The organism is Serratia sp. M24T3, from assembly GCF_000257645.1.
GTDB lineage: Bacteria > Pseudomonadota > Gammaproteobacteria > Enterobacterales > Enterobacteriaceae > Rouxiella.
Genome location: NZ_AJHJ01000010.1, coordinates 1 through 19227, shown reverse-complemented (window position 1 = coordinate 19227; position 19227 = coordinate 1). Strand labels below are relative to the sequence as shown.

Below are 19227 nucleotides of genomic sequence, written 5' to 3'. Positions count from 1 at the left end.
CACCTCCTCAGCATCTTCATCCTCCTTTTCTTCTGGTTCACGCCAGATGGGCGGCATGCTGCTCGCGCTCCTCCTGCTGGCGGCGATGGTGGCGCTCAGCCTGTCGATAGGTGAAAAATCCATTCCTCTTGATACCGTGCTGCCCGCCTTGCAAGGCCAGTGTGCCAGTGCCGACTGTGTGATTATTCACGATGCGCGTTTGCCGCGAACGCTGGCGGGCATCCTGGCGGGCATTGCGCTGGGCCTTTCCGGCGCGCTGATGCAAATTCTTACGCGCAATCCGCTGGCCGATCCCGGCATTCTTGGCGTTAATTCCGGGGCCGGATTCTCAGTGGTGCTAGGCATCGCATTTTTTGGCGCGACTGGCATCGATCAATACTTGTGGTATGCCTTCGCCGGCGCGATGGTCGCCACGCTGCTGGTGGCAATGATTGGCGCGCTGGGTCGCGGAAGGCTAAATCCTGTCCGCCTCACGCTGGCTGGTGTCGCACTCGGCGCAGTGCTTGAAGGGATGTCTTCGGGGATCTCTTTACTTAACCCGCTGGCTTTTGATCAGCTGCGCTTCTGGCAGGCGGGTTCGCTGGATATTCGCAGCCTGTCAGTGATCCATACCGTGGCGCTGCCGATCTTAGTTGCCACAATTTTGACGCTATTGATAAGCCGCGCGCTAAATAATCTAACGATGGGCAGCGAACTTGCCACCGCGCTCGGCACGCGTATTGCTCTGACTCAGTTAGCCGGCCTGCTGGCTATTACCCTGCTTTGCGGCAGTGCGACCGCCGCCGTTGGCCCGATTGGTTTCGTCGGACTGATGATGCCGCACATCGCCAGACGTGTTTCACGCGCCAATCCGCGCTGGATGCTGCCATGGACACTAGTGCTCACCCCTTCTCTGCTGCTGGCGGCAGATTTAGCAGGAAGAGTGTTAGTTGTTGGCGAACTTAGAGTTTCGGTTGTCACGGCACTGATCGGTGCGCCGGTGCTGATTTGGCTGGTCCGCCGTCATAACGGACTGGGCCGGGGATGAGCATGAATTCGCTACTTGGCCAATCGTCGTTGGCTGCGAAAAAAAGCCGTCTAACGCGGCCTTTATTTATCGCACTATCACTGGTGTTGTGTTGCTTGGTGCTGGCAGTTTACGCTCTTGGCAGCGGCGCGCTTTCACTTACCGCTCATCAGGTGATCGATGCCCTTCGCGGTGAAGGTCCCCATAATCTATCCATTATTGTGACCCAGTGGCGTTTGCCGAGGGTAACGATAGCGCTGATCGTCGGCGCAGCGCTGGGCATCAGCGGGGCTATTTTTCAATCGCTGATGCGCAACCCGCTGGGCAGCCCAGACGTCATTGGTTTCAACTCCGGCGCTTACACCGGCGTGCTGATGATCATCGTTCTGTTTAACGGCAGCATTAATCAGATCACCGCCGGAGCCATGGCCGGAGGCATTTTTACCGGGTTGCTGGTCTATTGGTTGGCGTGGCGCAAAGGGGTAGAAACTTTCAGGCTGATCATTGTCGGCATTGCCATTCGCGCCCTGCTGACGGCAGCCAACACCTGGCTTATTATCAACGCCTCTTTAGAATCGGCCCTGACCGCCGGGTTATGGAGTGCAGGTTCGCTCAACGGCATCAGCTGGCAAAAGAGTCTGCCCGCCATTGCTGTAATGATAGTCGCGGTAGTGCTGGCACAATGGTTATGCCGGAAGATGCGCCTGCTGGAGATGGGGGATGATACTGCCTGCGCTCTGGGCGTACCGGTGGAACGTTCACGACTACTATTAATGTTGGTCGGCGTTTCCCTCACCGCAGCGGCCACGGCGATAGCAGGTCCAATCTCGTTTATCGCCCTGGTAGCCCCGCAAATTTCCCGCCGCCTGTGTGCCAGTCATCAACAGCCGCTGCTGTTTGCGGCGCTGACCGGGGCCCTGTTGCTGCTTGCCGCCGACGTTCTTGCTCAGCGCATGTTCCTTCCCTATCAATTACCCGTCGGGATATTGACCGTCAGTATTGGCGGTATCTATCTGATTGGGCTGTTAATTCGAGAATCACGACGCTAATGAGCAATCGATCTTTATCCCCTTTACGGGCAGAAAATCTCATCCTCGGCTACGAAAAAAAAATCGTCGCCCGAGATTTGTCGGTGGCGATCCCCGAAGGCAAGCTGACGGTAATTATCGGCCCGAATGCCTGCGGAAAATCGACATTACTGCGCACGCTTAGCCGTTTGATGCAGCCGCAAACGGGAGCGGTATGGCTGAATGGTAAAATGATTAACGAGGTGCCGACCAAAGAGGTCGCCAAACAGCTAGGATTGTTGCCGCAGAGTTCTATCGCGCCGGGGGATATCAGCGTCGCCGATCTCGTGGCTCGCGGGCGTTATCCTCATCAAAACTTATTTAGCCGCTGGAGTCGTAAAGACTCTGAGGCGGTAGATGAAGCAATGCGCGCAACCGGTGTTTATGAACTGGCCGACAGTCTGGTAGATAATTTATCGGGCGGGCAGCGCCAACGAGTATGGATTGCCATGGTGTTGGCACAACAAACACCTTTATTACTGCTGGACGAACCCACCACTTGGCTAGATATCGCCCATCAAATTGATTTAATGGAATTAATGTGTCGATTAAACCGACAAAACGATCGCACGCTGGTAGTGGTGCTGCACGACCTCAATCATGCCTGTCGCTACGCGGGTCATCTGATCGCCATGAAAGACGGCCAGATTATTGCCGAAGGCGCTCCGGCAGAAATCGTCACGCCGCAGTTGATTGAGCAAGTATTTGGCCTGCGCTGTCACATCATCGATTGCCCAATTTCCCATACCCCGCTGGTGATACCTTTGGGACATCGAGCTTAATTAAAAACTTACCCCCAATAGATTTCACGCTACAGCGAGTCAGACTTCGCCGCAGCGTGAAAGATGAAAGGTATTTACAGTGCGCGCAGGAGCCTGTTGAGCAGTGGCCCTAATACCTTAAACGACGAAGGCGAGACAATATCGACGTGCGCACAGTCCAGCTCGTGAACCTGCAACGCGTTGACATACTGTGACCAAGTCTGCTGCACGTCCATGCCGGCCTGCAGGGTTCTTTTCGCCACAAAAAGCGTCGCCTGCCCGTTAAAATACGCGGTGCGAGTCGCCGACAGCAATCGCACCGAGTCGGCGTAGTTGGCCTCGATTTTATCAAACATGCCACTTTTATCGCCGCTATCGGCGGGGTCCAGCGCCTCTTCTGAAACCGCAATAAATTGCTGCCGCTCGCGCTGGATCTCTTTAAGCACGTTGTCGTCGAGCATCACGTCCCAGTTTTGCGTTTCGGGTGGATAGGTATCGAGCAGGCCGAGGAAAGCAACCTCTTCTCCGCGAGCCTGCAAACGCGCGGCAATTCCCTGCGCCAGCGTCCCGCCCAGGGAGTAGCCGATAAAATGATACGGGCCGTGCGGCTGCACGCTCAACACGGTTTGCAGATGCGCGTCGCACACCTGATCCATGTTTTGACTTGAGCACAGCGGCCCGTCTGGGTGAGGCGACTGAATACCGGCCACTGACCATTGCTGGTCGATGTAACGCGGCAACACACTGAACTGCCAGGAAAAACCAGAAGCCGGATGCAGACAGAACAGGACAGGCCCCTGACCACTGCGTAGCGGTAATACCGCCTCGAACCCGCAGTTATCAACCTCGGCCTGGCTTTGTTTTTCGCCAAGCAGCGCCGCAAGCTGCTCAACTTTTGATGCCACCATAATTTGCCCGACGCTAACCGGGCGCTCCAGCTCACGACGCAGCTGCGCGGCCAGGCGCATCGCCAATAGCGAATGACCGCCGAGCGCAAAGAAATCGTCGTCGGCATACACAGTCTCACGATTTAGCAAACCCGCAATCGCGCGAGCAATCAGTGTTTCAAGCCCCGCTTCGGGTTCACGGCCTGCCGTCTGCTGCTGCGCCTCGGGCTGAGGTAAGGCTTTACGGTCTAGCTTGCCATTCGCACTTAGCGGCAAATCTGGCAACTCGACCAGCGCCACCGGCACCATGTGCGGAGGGAGAAGATCGGCGAGCTGTCCGCGCAGAGCCGCAGTATCCAAACGGACACCGGGTTGCGCCACCAGATAACCTACCAGCTGACGCGCATCGCCACTGGTCGCCTCTTGCCCGCCATTGCCCAGCGCCATAGCGTGGGTCACCGCCTGAACAATGCCCGGCAGCGAAAGCAGCGCGTGATCGATATCCGCGAGCTCGATGCGCTGGCCGCGGATCTTCAGCTGAAAGTCACTGCGCCCCAGATATTCCACCGCACCGGACGGCAGCCAACGCGCCACGTCACCGGTGCGATACATCCGGCCTCCCTGGCCCAGCGGATCGGCAACAAAACGGCTGGCCGTGAGGTCAGGCCGTGTCAGATAACCGTGCGCCAACTGTACACCGGTCAGGTACAAATCTCCGGCAATACCCGGCGGCACCGGTTGCAGACGTGCGTCGAGAATGCGCAGGCCAGTATTCCAGACCGGCAAACCAATAGGCACATTCGCGCCGCGCACTGCGGCTAAAGATTCACCCCAGGCTGGGTGATAGCTCACATCAACCGCCGCCTCGGTCGGACCATAAAGGTTGTGCAAAGCCACACCGGTACGGCGCTGCCACAGGCGGCAAAGTTCAGCAGGCAAGGCTTCACCGCTGCAAAAAACCTGACGCAGCGAGGCACAATTTCTCATCGATTCAGCCTCTTCCAGCGTGCTGACAAAGGCCGCGAGCATTGATGGGACAAAGTGCAAGGTAGTAACCTGATGGGCGGCGATCAGCTGCTGGAGCTGTTCCGAGTCGCGGTGCGCCTCAGGAGGTGCCATGAATAGTTTCGCGCCGACAACGAGCGGCCAGAAGAATTCCCACACCGAAACATCAAAACTGCTCGGCGTTTTTTGCAGCACTACGTCGTCGCAGCCCAGCGGATACTGGTTTTGCATCCACAGCAGTCGGTTAACGATCGCCTGATGACCCACCACCACGCCTTTCGGCCTGCCGGTCGAACCTGAAGTAAAGATGAGATAAGCCGGATGATTTTCTGAAGGTCCCTTAAATTCCTGAGGTAAATCTGATCTCAGGTCTAATAAACTATCGTAAATCATCACGTTGCCTTTATGAGCAAAACGTGACAGCTGGCTGTTGTCAGTGATGATTAGACGTGGAGAGGCGTCTTCCAGCATCATCGCCAGGCGATCGTCAGGATAACTGGTGTCCATCGGCAGATAAGCCGCTCCGACCTCGACAATCGCCATCAATGCCAGTGAGAGAAAGACTGAACGAGGCAGCGCCACGGCTACGATATCGCCCGCTGCAACGCCCTGCTCAATCAACCGCTGCGCCAGAGCCACAACCTGCTGGCGCGTTTCACGATAATTAAATTGGTGCTGCTCATCAGCCAGCGCCGGGGCGTGCGGCGTCGCCTCAGACTGCTGTTGCAATAACCGATTCAAGGTGTTCTCGGCCAGCGGGAAAGCGGTGTCGTTCACCCGTGTAATCAGTTCACGATCGGCGGCCGTCAACATCTCTGCATCACCCGAGAGCAAAGCGGGATTCGCGGCAAACTGACCAAGCAAGAGTGGCAAACGTTGTAAATGTGCCTCAATCTCCTGCTGCTGATAACGTTCGGCGTTCGCCAGCACATCGACTGTCAGTTGCCCGGACTCATCGATATACAGGGCGATTTCCAGATCACGCACCGGGCCAGACGACAACTCGTGTGTAACACCATTTATGCCATTGAAATCAAGTCGGAAGTCGAACATCTTGAAGTTGAAAACCGTGCCGTACATCGGCTGGGCATCACCAACGCCTCCGACGTCGCGCTGGATCTGTTCCGCGTCGTAGCGCTGATGGCGACGGGCCTTTTTCAGCTCACGAGCCACCTCAATCGCCACTTCTAGCAGCGTATGCTGCGGCTCTACGTTAAAGGCCACCGGCAATACGTTAATCACCGGACCCGTGGCACAAAGCGCGACAGAACCCATTCGGCGCATAAAGATAAATCCGGCAGTAAATGCACTTTGCCCGCTCAAACGGGACACCCACAGCGCCACCAGTCCCAGCGCCATATCGGCAGGCGTCAACTTGTGCGCCTCTCCGGCCGCAATCAACTGGGCAAACTGTTGGCGATCGCAGCTCTGTGACAGACGGAAAATATGCGTGGTTGGCGTCTGCCCCGCTAACGGAAGCGGACTAAGGCTGGCCGCTGGCGGCGACTGGCGCGCCTTCTCCAGCCAGAACTGTTTGTCTCGCTGGCAGGCGGCGGCTTGTTCGTACCGCTGATACTCTTCAACCACGTCGCGAAACGCCACGAAAGATGCTGGTTCCGGCATGGTTTGCTGGCAAAGGGCGGTATAAAGGTGGGCAATTCGGCGTGTGATGGCGTTAAAGCTGAAGGCATCGACGATAACGTGATGATAACGCTGATACCAAAACCAGCGGTTTTGCGCGACGCGGATCAGAATATGACGCAACAGCGGCCCGCCATCGGCAACGCGTAACTGGCCATTAAGATCCTCATGCATTAACGCCAGCGCGGCGTGATCCTGACTCTGACTTTGTCGATCAGGCTGAGCGGAGATATTAAACGAGGCACGATCGCAAAGATCGACACACTCCACCGCCGGGATCGCGGTGGTGCTGTCATACCACTGCATCGGCACTCCGTCGTGCTCTTCAAAGCGCATACGCAAAGTATCGGCTTCGGACAGTCCCTGAGCGATAGCTTGCAGCAGAATTTCACGGTCAATCTCGCCGACAAGTTCAATATAGTGGGCCACTGCATAGGCGTTATCGTGGGGAGAAAGCTGATCGGCAACCCAAATGCTCGGCTGTGCGGCCACCAGCGGCATAGCATCGCGGCGGGAGGAAGTATCTTGTGAAGTCCGCGATTTTAAGCTCTGCGGCTGCGATGTTTGTAGCTTTGAAGTGATGTCTTGCACCCTGATACTCCTGAAAAATAAACTCTGTGCCGAGGATGATTAGCCTCTGCCGTATCCTTCGGCGGCTATGGCGCAATTATGAAGCGGCGCGCTGCGCGGTTGGCCGCATGTCCCGCCAATGGCTTTCCAGCCAGGCAATACAATCGGCGCGCTCGGCCGGGCCGAAAATCGGTTGCCACCCCGGCGGCACCGCGCTGAAATCGGGCCACAGGCTGTATTGTTGCTGGTCATTTTGCAGTATCAGGCTGCGCTGCTGTTCGTCATCGAAAGGGTTAAGCTTTTCCATCATCGGCTCCTGCCAACAAATAAAATTGTGAGGTGAATTCCTCGGCCCACAGAGCCTGCAGTCCATCGAGCAAACCACCGCGCCAGCACAAAGCGTCGTGCCCACCTTCAACGACCTGATATTGCAGGCTATGTCGAGAATCACCGAGCATTGCGGCCAGGCTGTCATTAACCCGGTGGATCAGCCTTTCGTGGCGACCGGCCTGCATGAAGATTCGCAGCGCACTTTCACGGCCCAATCCTTTTTCTATTTGCTTTGGCAGCCAACAAGCATCTTCGGGGATCTCTTCCAGCTGCAACATATCGCGACGCGGCCACCAAAACGATCCCGACTGCGACAATACGCAGCCGAAACGCTGCGGCCAGTTGAGGCCTGCATACAGTGAAGACAGGCCGCCAAAACTTTGCCCGGCAACTACGGTTTTTGCGGCGTTATCGCTGTGCGGTGCCAGTTTCGCCACTTCGGGCAGCAACTCTTGCTGCACCGCCAACCAGAATTCGGGATTACAGGTCAGCTCCTGGCTGCGATGCTGGCTATCAATCACTTCAATCAACACATATACGGCCTGCGGCAAGTTGCCCTGCGCCGTTTGTTGCAGCAGCGGTTCCCAAAGAGGCATTTTTTGTGACCAGAACTGCCCATCAAGCAAGATAGCCAGCGGACGGGATGACAGCTCAACGCCGTCGCCGGTGGTATAAATCCACACGTCACGCTGGTTGCCTAAACGCGCGCTGTTCCAGGAAAAACGCTGGATTTTTGCCGGTGGCGCAGGCACGCAGCGCCCGCTGGAGGTGCCATAGCTGTCATAGTCACGCCAAGCCGGTTGCGCAGGAGCATCTGGCAAACTGACGCCGGACAAAGCATGGCCTTTCGCCCCTGTCCAGTTGCGGGTGGGGTTAAGTAAATCATGGCTGGCGTTGGCGAAATTGCTGCGCCACCAGCTGCGCACGGCAAACATCTGCCCAAAGGCATCGTCGGCCTGTGTAGTGAAAGGTTGACTCTCTTCGCTGGGAATAAAACTGTAGCTGCCGCGCCAGTCTGATTTAAGTTCAATTTGCCAATACCAGACATCAGTGCCATTCAGGCGCTGCAAACTTTGCGGCGGCGAAGACTGATGGTGGTCGGTCAGGCAGTTAATGTTGATCCAGACCCGTTGATATGCGGAGGTGAACTCGCTGCCGTGAGGATCACGCCAAAAAAAGGTGACCTTGCACCGCCCTTTGCCTGAAGATTCAACCCACGGTGTACCCCGACGGGCGACTTCAAGCCACCATCCGTTGCTTCCTGCATGCTTACTGTTTAACAGCGTATGGCTCGCTGAGAGGGACAGTGTGTCTAAACAATCTGGTTTCAAAACACTTTCTCTTATTGTGGCTACATAGTGATTAACTAAGGCTGGCTATGCCTTGAAGTGGTTAACTTCTTTAAGCGTTTATAACCTCAACGAGGTGGCAAATAAGTGTATTGATAATTATTTTCATTTGCAATAGAGTGAAAACCCTACAAACAGGGCCGACTTTTCCATGTATCCATGAAAACGAGATTCTCTTTTATCGACCTGACATTACCGACTGTGACACAGCGCATTATCGTCACCCACTACGATGTCAATACGCTGGAGTCTGAGGATTTACTGATTTTGCCTCATTATCAGACATTGGTTCGCGCCGTGCCTCAGCGTAAAGCCGAGCATCTCGCGGGCCGGTTGGCCGCCCGGGAAGCCTTGCGCGGACTTAACTGTGAGGCTCGGCTGCTGGCCGTGGGGTCGCATCGCCAGCCGCTGTGGCCGGAGGGAATAATAGGTTCGATAAGCCACACCGCGAGTCTGGCATTGGCGGCGGTAGCGAAAGATTCGGGGCGGCTTTGCGGATTAGGAATTGATATTGAATCGGTGCTTTCTTCCAAACAAACCGAAGAAATAATCGATGGGGTGATACAGCGTGAAGAATATGCACTGCTGCGCCAGGCGACCCTTTCAGTAGAAGAGGCATTGACGATTATCTTCTCGGCCAAAGAGAGTTTGTTTAAAGCGCTGTTCCGCCACGTAGGAGAATACTTTGAATTTTCTGCGGCGCACATCACCATGCTCTCCCCGCAGACCCAACGTTTTACTCTACAGCTGGTGCAACCTTTGACGGCCACACTTCCAGCCGGCATGACTTTTAACGGCCAATGGCACTATCTTGACGGCAAAATAGTGACGCTGATTCGCTTTTGATTAGAACAGAAGACGACTCTGAACTTTAAGGGTCCAGAGTCGCAGGGGGAGAAAGCTTATTGGCTCATGGCCGATTTTTTCTTCATCATTTCGTCTTTCTTCATTTTGTCTTTGGCCATGCTGTCTTTTGACATGTGGTCTTTTGACATTTTGGTGTCGGTTTTTGACATGCTGTCTTTAGACATTCCCATGGTGTCTTTTTTGGCCATCGGTTTCTTCATGGTATCTTCGGCATGTGCGCCCATCATACCCAGCATCAGCGTTGAAGAGATCATTACAGCGATTAACTTTTTCATGGTAATTCCTCGTTATTGTAAGAAGATGCACGATGTGTGCAGGGTCGTTGTCGTTTGTAATTAACTTCCACCAAACCAGTTGTAACCTTGGTCTTCCCAATAGCCACCGGGATAGGCATTGGTGATTTCAATCAGTTTGATATGTTTAGGATTCTTGTAACCGAGCTTGGTCGGCATTCTAAGCTTCATTGGAAAACCATACTTGCGTGGCAAAATTTGCCCATCATAGGTCAGCGCCAGTAGGGTCTGCGGATGCAGCGCGGTTGCCATATCGATGCTGGTGTAATAGTCGTCAGCACATTTAAAACTTACATATTTGGCGCTGAGATCCGCCCCCACCAGCTTTAAAAATTGTGAAAAAGGGATGCCTCCCCACTTACCGATTGCGCTCCAGCCTTCAACACAGATATGCCGCGTGATTTGGCTAACCTGCGCCATCTGATACAGCTGCGGCAGCGACCAGCTAGATTTATCCAATACTTTTCCCGCTAACTGCAGGCGATAAGCTTGTCCGTCAACTTCGGGTGCATCCTCTTCACCATAGAACGCGTTAAAAGGAAACGGCCGGGTGATCATCGATTCTGTATATTCCGGTGCCAGACGATTTGCCCCAAACAGCCATGCCTGTACCCTGTCGTTGAATCCAGAAATAGAAACCAGCGCTTTTTCAACACTCTGATTATCGCTGATGTCGCAACCGGTCAGCATCACCATGCCACCCAATGTCAGCCCTTGACGCAAAAACTGGCGACGGGAGGAGGAATCAAGTCTACGGGCAATCAGAGCCTGCGCCTGCTGCAAAATATCTTGAGCATCGGTTCCAGGAATGATGATTTTGCTGTCTTTTTTCATGTCGAAAGCCTCAACGTCCACGCAGCATGGCGAGCAGTGTTTTCGGAACCAGCAACACCATAATCAAATGCACAACGACAAAACCTACCATCGCCGACATCGCAAAAAAGTGCACATAACGGGCTGCATCAAAACCGCCCATTAGCGTACGTAGCAGAGGAAACTGTACTGATTTCCACACCACCAGCCCCGATAGCACCAGCACAATTCCGTCAGCCATAACAAACAGATAGGCAACTCGCTGCACCATGTTGTAATGGCGGAGGTCGTCATGGGCTAACTTGCCTTTCAGCGCGGCCAGCAAATCTGCCAGAATTGCCCGAGGAGTGACGGGAAAAAACTTTGCTTTCAGGCGACCAGTCACAATGTTCATCAGCAGATAAAACACCCCGTTGATGCCGAACAGCCACATTCCGGCAAAATGCCACTGAATTCCACCGCCTAGCCATCCGCCCAAAGTAAGATTTTCCGAGAAATTAAAAGCAAACAGCGGTGAAGCGTTGTAAATCTGCCAACCGCTGGTGACCATAATCAGTATCGCCAACGCATTGATCCAATGAGTTAAACGCAGCCACAGGGTGTGAACGACAAGCGATTTTTTCGGCCTGCCCGCCGTTTTCAAAGGCTCGGGTGATTCAATATGAGTTGTCATCCACTGCTCCTGTGCCCCACGACTTTCGATGCAAGCAGTATTGAATTGATTTGTTCCCCGAGACATCACGCAAAGTTAAACAAAATGTGATAACTCCGGATGATGACCTTGTGTAGACTGCAAGCTGATCGAACACGCTTTAACCGGTTCAGGGCGCGACTGATGGATAAGAATAAAAAGATTCTGATTGTTGAAGACGATAGCAATATTGCCGAGCTGCTGACGCTGCATCTGCGCGATGAAGGCTATGTCATTACCCATGCCGCTGATGGTGATCGGGGTGTCGCGCTCCTTGATAAGGGGGGGTGGGATGCCCTGATACTTGATTTGATGTTGCCCGGCGTCGATGGTCTGGAAATTTGCCGCCGCGCCCGAAACATGACGCGCTATACGCCGATTATCATCATCAGCGCGCGCTCCAGCGAGATCCACCGCGTTCTGGGCCTAGAGCTGGGAGCTGATGACTATCTGGCGAAGCCTTTTTCAATGCTGGAGTTGGTTGCCCGGGTAAAAGCGCTGTTCAGGCGACAAGATGCGATGGGCAGAAATCTGCAAATGGATGCCGGGACGCTCAGCTCGGGCGGGCTGGTTATCGATCCTATTGCCCGTGAAGTATTACTCAACCAGCAGAATATTGAGCTAACGCCCCGTGAATTCGATTTACTGTATTTCTTCGCTAAAAATCCGGGAAAAGTCTTCTCGCGCCTTAGTTTGCTTAATCAGGTTTGGGGGTATCAACATGAAGGCTATGAGCACACGGTTAATACTCATATCAATAGGTTACGCATCAAGATCGAGACTAATCCGGCAGAACCTGACAGGATTTTGACTGTGTGGGGGAAAGGCTACAAATTTATACTATCCACTGATGAATCTCAGGGGTAATGCAATGAAAAATATGACACTTTCACAGCGACTGACGCTAGTCTTTACCCTCTTGCTAGTCGCCTGCTGCACGATTTCGGGTATTTTACAGGTTCGTTCGAGCAGTCAGTACAGTCAGGCGGTTATCCAGCGGCTATCGCAAGATATGGCCAAACACATTGCCGACAGCAACCCTTTGCTCGGCCAAAATGGACTGAACACAGCTTCTGTTCATACCCTTTTTGATCAACTGATGGCGGTGAATCCCAGCGTTGAAGTTTATCTTCTAGATAAACAAGGAAAAATTATTGGCGATGCCGCCCCGGCAGGCGCGGTAAAATTGTCGCAGGTGAATCTGCAACCGGTACAGGCATTGCTCAAGGGAGCAAAAATGCCGGTCTATGGCGATAACCCTCGCCATGCCGATCAAACTTCACATCAGGTATTTAGCGCCGCGCCTTTACTCGATCACGGACAGTTGCAGGGTTATATCTACATCGTTTTGCTGGGCGATCAATATAGTGCGCTGGACCGCGATGCCCAGCTTCAATCGGCAATCATGATGGCTGTGCGCTCCATGGGGCTGGTGATTTTATTTGGCCTGGTGGCCGGGGGATTTGCATTCCGCTGGGTCACGCGCCCTATCCGTCGCCTGACTGCGCAAATCAGAAATCTCGACAGTGGCGGCATGGAGGCGGTACAAGCTTTGTCACAAACGGTTCCTGCCGCCAATGCGCAACGTGACGAGGTATTCCAGCTCCAGCAGACGTTTATCAACATGGCAAAACGCATCGACGAACAGTGGCAGAGACTGACTCGCCAGGACCAGCAGCGGCGTGAATTTATCGCCAACATCTCCCATGATTTACGTACCCCTTTGACTTCGCTGCACGGCTATCTCGAAACTCTGTCGGTGAAATCTGACCAGCTCAGCGATGAAGATCGTCATCGCTATCTGAACATCGCTCTGGTGCAGAGTAAAAAGGTTGGACGATTGGCTCAGGAGTTGTTCGAACTGGCGCGCCTCGAGTACGGCGTGGTGAAACCGCAGAAAGAGCCGTTTTCAATGTCTGAGCTGGTGCAGGACGTCTATCAAAAATTTGAACTCACCGCCGAAACGCGCCATTTAACGTTACAGGCCGATATGACGCAGGGTATTCCTCTGGTCAATGCTGATTTGGCAATGATCGAGCGGGTGATGACTAATCTGCTTGATAACGCGATCAGATTTACTCCCGACCACGGCACGATTGAAATACGCCTGTGGCCACAGCAGGAAAAAGTTATGGTGCAGCTAAACGATAGCGGTCCGGGGATTGCCGCCGAACTCAAGAACGATCTTTTTATTCGCCCGTCAATTTTAAGCACTGGCCGCAAACGCGCGGGAGGGCTGGGCCTGATGATTGTAAAACGCATACTCGAACTGCACGGCAGCGACATCACATTAATTGATCGCCCTGGCAAAGGTGCCTGTTTCGAGTTCTCTGTACCCATTTAAGGATGGCGTTGAATGAGCAAGTTTCATTGCGCCACACTATTTTTATTGAGGAAATTTAACGAATAAGCGATGGTAAGGTTCCCCAGTCACAAGGAGTGAACCCTATGGATACTGCCTTCCAAATGCTGTTACCTCAGTCACTTGTGCCAGGACAAACCATTGGTTTTTTCTCGGCATCATCGCCTGTCACCGTTACCGCACCCAATCGTTTTGCTCGTGCCAAACAGTTTTTGCAGGCAAAAGGGTTCAAACTTCAGGCCGGAAGTCTGACGCAAAAATCCGATTTCTATCGTTCGGGAAGCATTCAGGAACGCGCCGAAGAGCTTAATCAGCTACTGCGCGACCCCAAAGTTCGCTGCGTGATGTCAACCATTGGTGGTATGAACAGCAATGCGCTGCTGCCTTATATTGACTATGAGGCGATTAAAGCCGATCCAAAAATTATCATCGGTTATTCAGACAGCACCGCTTTGCTGTTGGGTATTTATGCCAAAACAGGGTTAATCACTTTCTACGGCCCGGCGTTGGTTGCCTCTTTCGGCGAGTTTCCTCCCCTGGTCGACACGACCTGGCAATCTTTCTCTGATTTGCTGATAACGCCTCCTGCTCTGCCTTACACCTATCCTTTACCGCCAGTCTGGAGCGATGAAAAGCTTAACTGGGATACCACGTCCCCCGAACGTCCGAAAAAACTTTATGAAAATGACTGCCGGTATATTGGCTCGGGCTCGGTATCGGGAAGAGTGATTGGTGGCAATCTGAATACTTTATCCGGCATTTGGGGCAGCCCGTACATGCCTGAAATCAGGCGCGGCGATATTTTGCTGATTGAAGACAGCCTCAAGGATATCGCCACCATCGAACGTTCATTCAACATGCTTAAACTTAATGGCGTGTTTGATCGCGTCGCTGCCGTCTTGCTGGGTAAACACGAAGGATTTGATGATAAAGGTACGGGTCGCCGTCCTTTCGATGTTCTTCAAGAAGTTCTTAACGGACAGTCTCTGCCAATCGTCGATGGCTTTGACTGTTGTCACACCCATCCAATGTTAACGTTGCCTTTAGGCAGCCAAATCAGAATCGATTTTGAGCGAAAAAGTGTTGAATTAACCGCTCAATTTATAAACAGCAATGACAACTGATTGTCTTGCCGAGACATTGCGTGATCTGCCACCCAAAAGCCAAACAAAGCTGGTCAGCAAACTACAATTAACCTTTGATTGACATAGTATTAACATATTCATAAGGAGAACAATAATGAGCCAATCTCAAAAGCATCCGATTCCTGCTTCAATTGCAGAGCGAGCCTTAATCACACCTGAGAAATATCAGCAATATTATCAACAGTCTGTTGAGGATCCTGAGACGTTCTGGGGTGAGCAGGCCAAGGTGCTCGACTGGATCAAACCGTTCACTAAAGTTAAAAATACTTCCTTTGCACCCGGCAATATTGATATCCGCTGGTTTGAGGATGGCACGCTGAATCTGGCAGCAAACTGCCTGGATCGTCATTTGGCCGATCGTGGTGATCAGGTGGCGATCATTTGGGAAGGCGACGATCCGAATGCAGAAAACAGATTCGTCACCTACAAACAGCTGCACGAAGACGTCTGCAAATTTGCCAACGTATTGAAAGATCACGGCGTGCAAAAAGGTGACGTGGTGGCCATCTATATGCCAATGGTGCCTGAGGCCGCCGTGGCAATGCTGGCCTGCGCGCGTATCGGGGCGGTACATTCGGTAATTTTTGCCGGATTCTCCCCAGAAGCCGTATCTGGCCGTATCATCGATTCCAACGCCAAACTGGTGATCACCGCTGATGAAGGCCTGCGTGCCGGTCGCACCATTCCGCTTAAACAAAACGTTGACGATGCGCTGAAAAACCCCGCAGTCGTTAGCATTACCAATGTCATCGTTTACCAACGCACCGGCAAGAAAGGCGAATGGAAAGAGGGTCGCGATGTTTGGTGGCACGAAGTCATCGCTAACGCTTCCGCCGAATGCCCGCCGACAGAAATTAAAGCCGAAGATCCGCTGTTCATTCTTTATACCTCGGGTTCAACCGGCAAGCCTAAGGGCGTGCTGCACACTACTGGCGGCTATCTGGTTTATGCCGCGCTGACCTTTAAATACACCTTCGATTACCATCCTGGCGATGTCTACTGGTGTACCGCCGACGTTGGCTGGGTGACAGGCCACAGCTATTTGCTCTACGGGCCGTTGGCCGTGGGTGCGATTACACTGATGTTCGAAGGGGTACCAAACTATCCGCAAACCAACCGCATGTCGCAGGTTGTAGACAAGCATAAAGTTAACATCCTTTATACCGCGCCGACCGCAATCCGCGCTCTGATGGCCGAAGGTGATAAAGCGATTGAAGGCACTACCCGCAGCTCGTTGCGTATTCTGGGTTCAGTCGGCGAACCGATTAATCCGGAAGCCTGGGAGTGGTACTACAAAACGATCGGCAATAGTGATTGCCCGATTGTAGATACCTGGTGGCAAACCGAGACCGGCGGTTTCATGATAACCCCGCTGCCGGGCGCTACTGAACTTAAGGCCGGCTCGGCAACATTGCCATTCTTCGGCGTACAGCCTGCGCTGGTCGATAATGAAGGCAATCCGCAGGAAGGGGCGACCGAGGGTAATCTGGTAATTACCGATTCCTGGCCGGGTCAGGCACGTACGCTGTTTGGCGACCACGAACGCTTTGAGCAGACCTATTTCTCGACCTTCAAAAACATGTATTTCAGCGGTGACGGCGCGCGCCGTGACGAAGACGGTTATTACTGGATCACCGGACGCGTGGATGACGTTCTGAATATTTCTGGTCACCGCCTGGGTACTGCCGAAATCGAATCGGCGTTGGTTTCGCATCCAAAAATTGCCGAAGCCGCAGTGGTTGGTTATCCGCACAGCATCAAAGGTCAGGCTATTTACGCCTACGTAACCTTGAATCATGGTGAAGAACCGTCGCCAGAACTCTATACCGAAGTGCGTAACTGGGTACGCAAGGAAATAGGGCCAATCGCGACGCCGGATATCCTTCACTGGACAGATTCATTGCCTAAAACCCGCTCCGGTAAAATCATGCGCCGTATTCTGCGCAAGATCGCCGCGGGCGATACCTCAAACTTTGGAGATACCTCAACCCTTGCCGATCCGGGCGTGGTCGATAAATTGTTGGAAGAAAAACAATCAATGAAAACGTCGTCATAATTTTCACCGCCTGAGCGCGGTGAACTCAATCAATGCCTCATAGGAGTCGTGTAGATGAATGATCTCATTTATCAAAAGGTTGAAAGTAATCCGCGCTTTAAAGAGTTGGTACATAAACGCAGCCGGTTCGCCTGGCTGCTTTCTATCATCACTTTGGTGCTATACGTCGCTTTTATCTTCCTGATAGCCTTTGAGCCTCAATGGCTTGGCACGCCTCTCTATGCTGGCGCAACCATTACGCGAGGCATCCCTGTTGGTGTCGGCTTAATCGTTATATCTTTTGTGCTGACAGGTGTTTATGTTTTCCGCGCTAACGGTGAATTTGACCGTTTGACCGCTGATATTATCCGTGAGGTGAAGCCATGAACGCCCGTCGTCTGGGGGTTCTGGCTCTTCTGGCGCTGAGTTCCAGTGCCTGGGCCGCCGAGGGTATTGCCGGAGCTGTGCAACGGCAACCGCTTAATATCGAAGCTATTATCATGTTTGTATTGTTCGTTGGCGCGACACTCTATATCACCTATTGGGCATCAAAACGCACTCGCTCGCGTACGGATTACTACACGGCAGGTGGGCAGATTACCGGGCTACAAAACGGTTTGGCCATTGCGGGAGACTTTATGTCTGCCGCTTCGTTCCTGGGGATCTCGGCACTGGTTTATACCTCGGGCTACGACGGGCTGATTTACTCGATCGGCTTTCTGATTGGCTGGCCGATTATTCTGTTTCTGATCGCCGAGCGATTGCGTAACCTGGGTAAATATACCTTTGCCGATGTGGCTTCCTATCGTCTAAAACAAAAACCAATTCGCACTCTATCAGCCTGCGGCTCATTGGTTGTCGTCGCCTTGTACCTGATTGCGCAGATGGTAGGTGCGGGCAAGCTTATTCAGTTGCTATTCGGGCTGAACTATCTGGTGGCAGTCGTGCTGGTCGGTATTCTGATGGTGCTTTACGTTCTTTTTGGCGGCATGCTGGCGACCACTTGGGTGCAAATCATCAAGGCAGTCCTACTGCTGGCGGGTGCCACCTTTATGGCGATAATGGTGATGAAATCCGTGGGTTTCAACTTCAATACACTGTTTACTCAGGCCGTGGCCGTGCATCCCAAAGGGCTTGCTATTATGAGCCCCGGAGGGTTGGTATCAGACCCGATATCGGCACTGTCGTTGGGGCTGGCACTGATGTTTGGTACAGCAGGTTTGCCACACATTTTGATGCGCTTCTTCACGGTTAACGATGCCAAAGAAGCGCGCAAAAGCGTGTTCTATGCCACTGGTTTTATTGGTTACTTTTATATTCTGACCTTTATTATCGGCTTCGGTGCCATCGTGTTGGTCAGTTCTAATCCGGCCTTCAAAGACGCCAGCGGCGCACTGCTAGGTGGAAATAACATGGCTGCCGTTCATCTTGCCAACGCGGTAGGTGGCAGTTTCTTCCTTGGCTTTATCTCGGCAGTTGCCTTCGCGACCATTCTGGCAGTCGTTGCGGGGTTAACGTTGGCGGGCGCGTCTGCTGTTTCGCATGACCTCTATTCCAGCGTGATAAAAGACGGCAAAGCCACAGAGTTAGCCGAGCTTCGCGTATCGAAATCGACGGTCGTGGTGCTGGGCTTTGTAGCAATCGCTCTAGGCATTTTGTTTGAGAAACAGAATATTGCCTTCATGGTTGGTCTGGCATTCTCAATCGCTGCCAGCTGTAACTTCCCTATTATTCTGCTATCTATGTACTGGTCTAAATTGACTACGCGCGGTGCGATGATTGGTGGGTGGTTAGGGCTAATTACAGCGATCGTCTTGATGATCCTCGGCCCGACCATCTGGGTGCAAATTTTGGGTCACGCCAAGCCGATTTACCCGTATGAGTATCCTGCATTGTTCTCAATGATCGTGGCTTTTGTGGGTATCTGGTTCTTCTCAATTACTGATAAATCCCCTTCTGGCGCAGCAGAAAGAAAGCTTTTCTGGCCCCAATTTGTACGCTCTCAAACCGGTATTGGGATTTCACAAAGCAGTAAACATTAATTTATTGCCGATAAAAGAAACAAAAAAGGCCCCAATCGTTAGATTGAGGCCTTTTTATTAAGCATTGACTGATCGAAAATCACTCAAACTTATCAATGAGGTAGAACAAAAAAACCCCAGTCTTTCGACTGAGGTTTCTCTGTTTATTTGATGCCTGGCAGTTCCCTACTCTCGCATGGGGAGACCCCACACTACCATCGGCGCTACGGCGTTTCACTTCTGAGTTCGGCATGGGGTCAGGTGGGACCACCGCGCTACTGCCGCCAGGCAAATTCTGTTAATTTACCGAACTCTACGCTTTGTTTCTGGTGCTGATACCCAGAGTCGAACTGGGGACCTCACCCTTACCAAGGGTGCGCTCTA

The 19227-nt window shown here is 52.8% G+C and carries 16 protein-coding genes and 1 rRNA gene; 10 read left to right on the top strand and 7 right to left on the bottom strand.

The genetic code is table 11. From position 1 onward, the window contains the following. Positions 1–55 precede the first annotated feature (55 nt). From fepD to SPM24T3_RS10350, 3 genes are read left to right on the top strand one after another with little or no spacing between them, the layout of a single operon-like run. The gene (gene fepD, locus SPM24T3_RS10360; RefSeq protein WP_009636703.1) at positions 56–1027 is read left to right on the top strand and encodes a Fe(3+)-siderophore ABC transporter permease; all 972 of its coding nucleotides are present in this window, start codon (positions 56–58) and stop codon (positions 1025–1027) included. Next, positions 1024–2055, top strand: a complete 1032-nt coding sequence (fepG, locus tag SPM24T3_RS10355; protein WP_009636702.1) for an iron-enterobactin ABC transporter permease — start codon at positions 1024–1026, stop codon at positions 2053–2055. The genes fepD and fepG overlap by 4 nt, the downstream gene beginning before the upstream one ends. Continuing rightward, the gene (locus tag SPM24T3_RS10350; protein WP_009636701.1) at positions 2055–2855 is read left to right on the top strand and encodes an ATP-binding cassette domain-containing protein; all 801 of its coding nucleotides are present in this window, start codon (positions 2055–2057) and stop codon (positions 2853–2855) included. The genes fepG and SPM24T3_RS10350 overlap by 1 nt, the downstream gene beginning before the upstream one ends. Before the next feature lie 74 nt (positions 2856–2929). On the opposite strand, the gene SPM24T3_RS10345 is transcribed toward SPM24T3_RS10350, so the two are convergent. The 3 genes from SPM24T3_RS10345 to fes all read right to left on the bottom strand — a co-directional run bounded on the left by SPM24T3_RS10345 (position 2930) and on the right by fes (position 8598). Continuing rightward, entirely contained in the window at positions 2930–6868 is a 3939-nt protein-coding gene (locus tag SPM24T3_RS10345) for an enterobactin synthase subunit F (RefSeq protein ID WP_050956157.1), read from the bottom strand. Between the two features lie 166 nt (positions 6869–7034). Continuing rightward, complete coding sequence (locus SPM24T3_RS10340; RefSeq protein WP_009636699.1) at positions 7035–7244, bottom strand: MbtH family protein; 210 nt, start codon at positions 7242–7244, stop codon at positions 7035–7037. Then, on the bottom strand, positions 7231–8598 hold the full coding sequence (gene fes / locus SPM24T3_RS10335) for an enterochelin esterase (RefSeq protein ID WP_009636698.1): 1368 nt from the start codon (positions 8596–8598) through the stop codon (positions 7231–7233). Before fes ends, SPM24T3_RS10340 begins: the two co-directional genes overlap by 14 nt. 177 nt (positions 8599–8775) lie before the next feature. On the opposite strand from fes, the gene SPM24T3_RS10330 reads away from it, so the two are divergent. Next, entirely contained in the window at positions 8776–9462 is a 687-nt protein-coding gene (locus tag SPM24T3_RS10330; protein ID WP_009636697.1) for a 4'-phosphopantetheinyl transferase, read from the top strand. 56 nt (positions 9463–9518) lie between these two features. On the opposite strand, the gene SPM24T3_RS10325 is transcribed toward SPM24T3_RS10330, so the two are convergent. From SPM24T3_RS10325 to SPM24T3_RS10315, 3 genes are read right to left on the bottom strand one after another with little or no spacing between them, the layout of a single operon-like run. Then, on the bottom strand, positions 9519–9758 hold the full coding sequence (locus SPM24T3_RS10325; RefSeq protein ID WP_009636696.1) for a pentapeptide MXKDX repeat protein: 240 nt from the start codon (positions 9756–9758) through the stop codon (positions 9519–9521). Positions 9759–9818: 60 nt separating this feature from the next. Then, positions 9819–10610 carry a molybdopterin-dependent oxidoreductase gene (locus tag SPM24T3_RS10320; RefSeq protein WP_009636695.1) on the bottom strand — a complete coding sequence of 264 codons (792 nt, stop codon included), beginning with the start codon at positions 10608–10610 and terminating at the stop codon, positions 9819–9821. A gap of 10 nt (positions 10611–10620) precedes the next feature. Continuing rightward, positions 10621–11262 (bottom strand): cytochrome b/b6 domain-containing protein, encoded by a 642-nt coding sequence (locus SPM24T3_RS10315; RefSeq protein WP_009636694.1) that lies wholly within the window; start codon positions 11260–11262, stop codon positions 10621–10623. Between the two features lie 162 nt (positions 11263–11424). Between SPM24T3_RS10315 and SPM24T3_RS10310 the strand changes: the two genes are divergently transcribed. The 6 genes from SPM24T3_RS10310 (at position 11425) to SPM24T3_RS10285 (ending at position 18864) form a co-directional block, all read left to right on the top strand. Continuing rightward, on the top strand, positions 11425–12147 hold the full coding sequence (locus SPM24T3_RS10310; protein WP_009636693.1) for a response regulator transcription factor: 723 nt from the start codon (positions 11425–11427) through the stop codon (positions 12145–12147). 4 nt (positions 12148–12151) lie between these two features. Continuing rightward, entirely contained in the window at positions 12152–13624 is a 1473-nt protein-coding gene (locus SPM24T3_RS10305; RefSeq protein ID WP_009636692.1) for a HAMP domain-containing sensor histidine kinase, read from the top strand. 104 nt (positions 13625–13728) lie between these two features. Then, positions 13729–14766 (top strand): S66 peptidase family protein, encoded by a 1038-nt coding sequence (locus SPM24T3_RS10300; protein ID WP_037378202.1) that lies wholly within the window; start codon positions 13729–13731, stop codon positions 14764–14766. 115 nt (positions 14767–14881) lie between these two features. After that, positions 14882–16843, top strand: a complete 1962-nt coding sequence (gene acs, locus SPM24T3_RS10295) for an acetate--CoA ligase (protein WP_009636690.1) — start codon at positions 14882–14884, stop codon at positions 16841–16843. 54 nt (positions 16844–16897) lie between these two features. After that, positions 16898–17209, top strand: a complete 312-nt coding sequence (locus SPM24T3_RS10290; protein ID WP_009636689.1) for a DUF485 domain-containing protein — start codon at positions 16898–16900, stop codon at positions 17207–17209. Then, complete coding sequence (locus tag SPM24T3_RS10285) at positions 17206–18864, top strand: cation acetate symporter (RefSeq protein WP_009636688.1); 1659 nt, start codon at positions 17206–17208, stop codon at positions 18862–18864. Before SPM24T3_RS10290 ends, SPM24T3_RS10285 begins: the two co-directional genes overlap by 4 nt. Before the next feature lie 152 nt (positions 18865–19016). Here the strand turns inward: SPM24T3_RS10285 and rrf are convergent. Beyond that, positions 19017–19132, bottom strand: a 5S ribosomal RNA gene (gene rrf, locus SPM24T3_RS10280). Positions 19133–19227 lie beyond the last annotated feature (95 nt).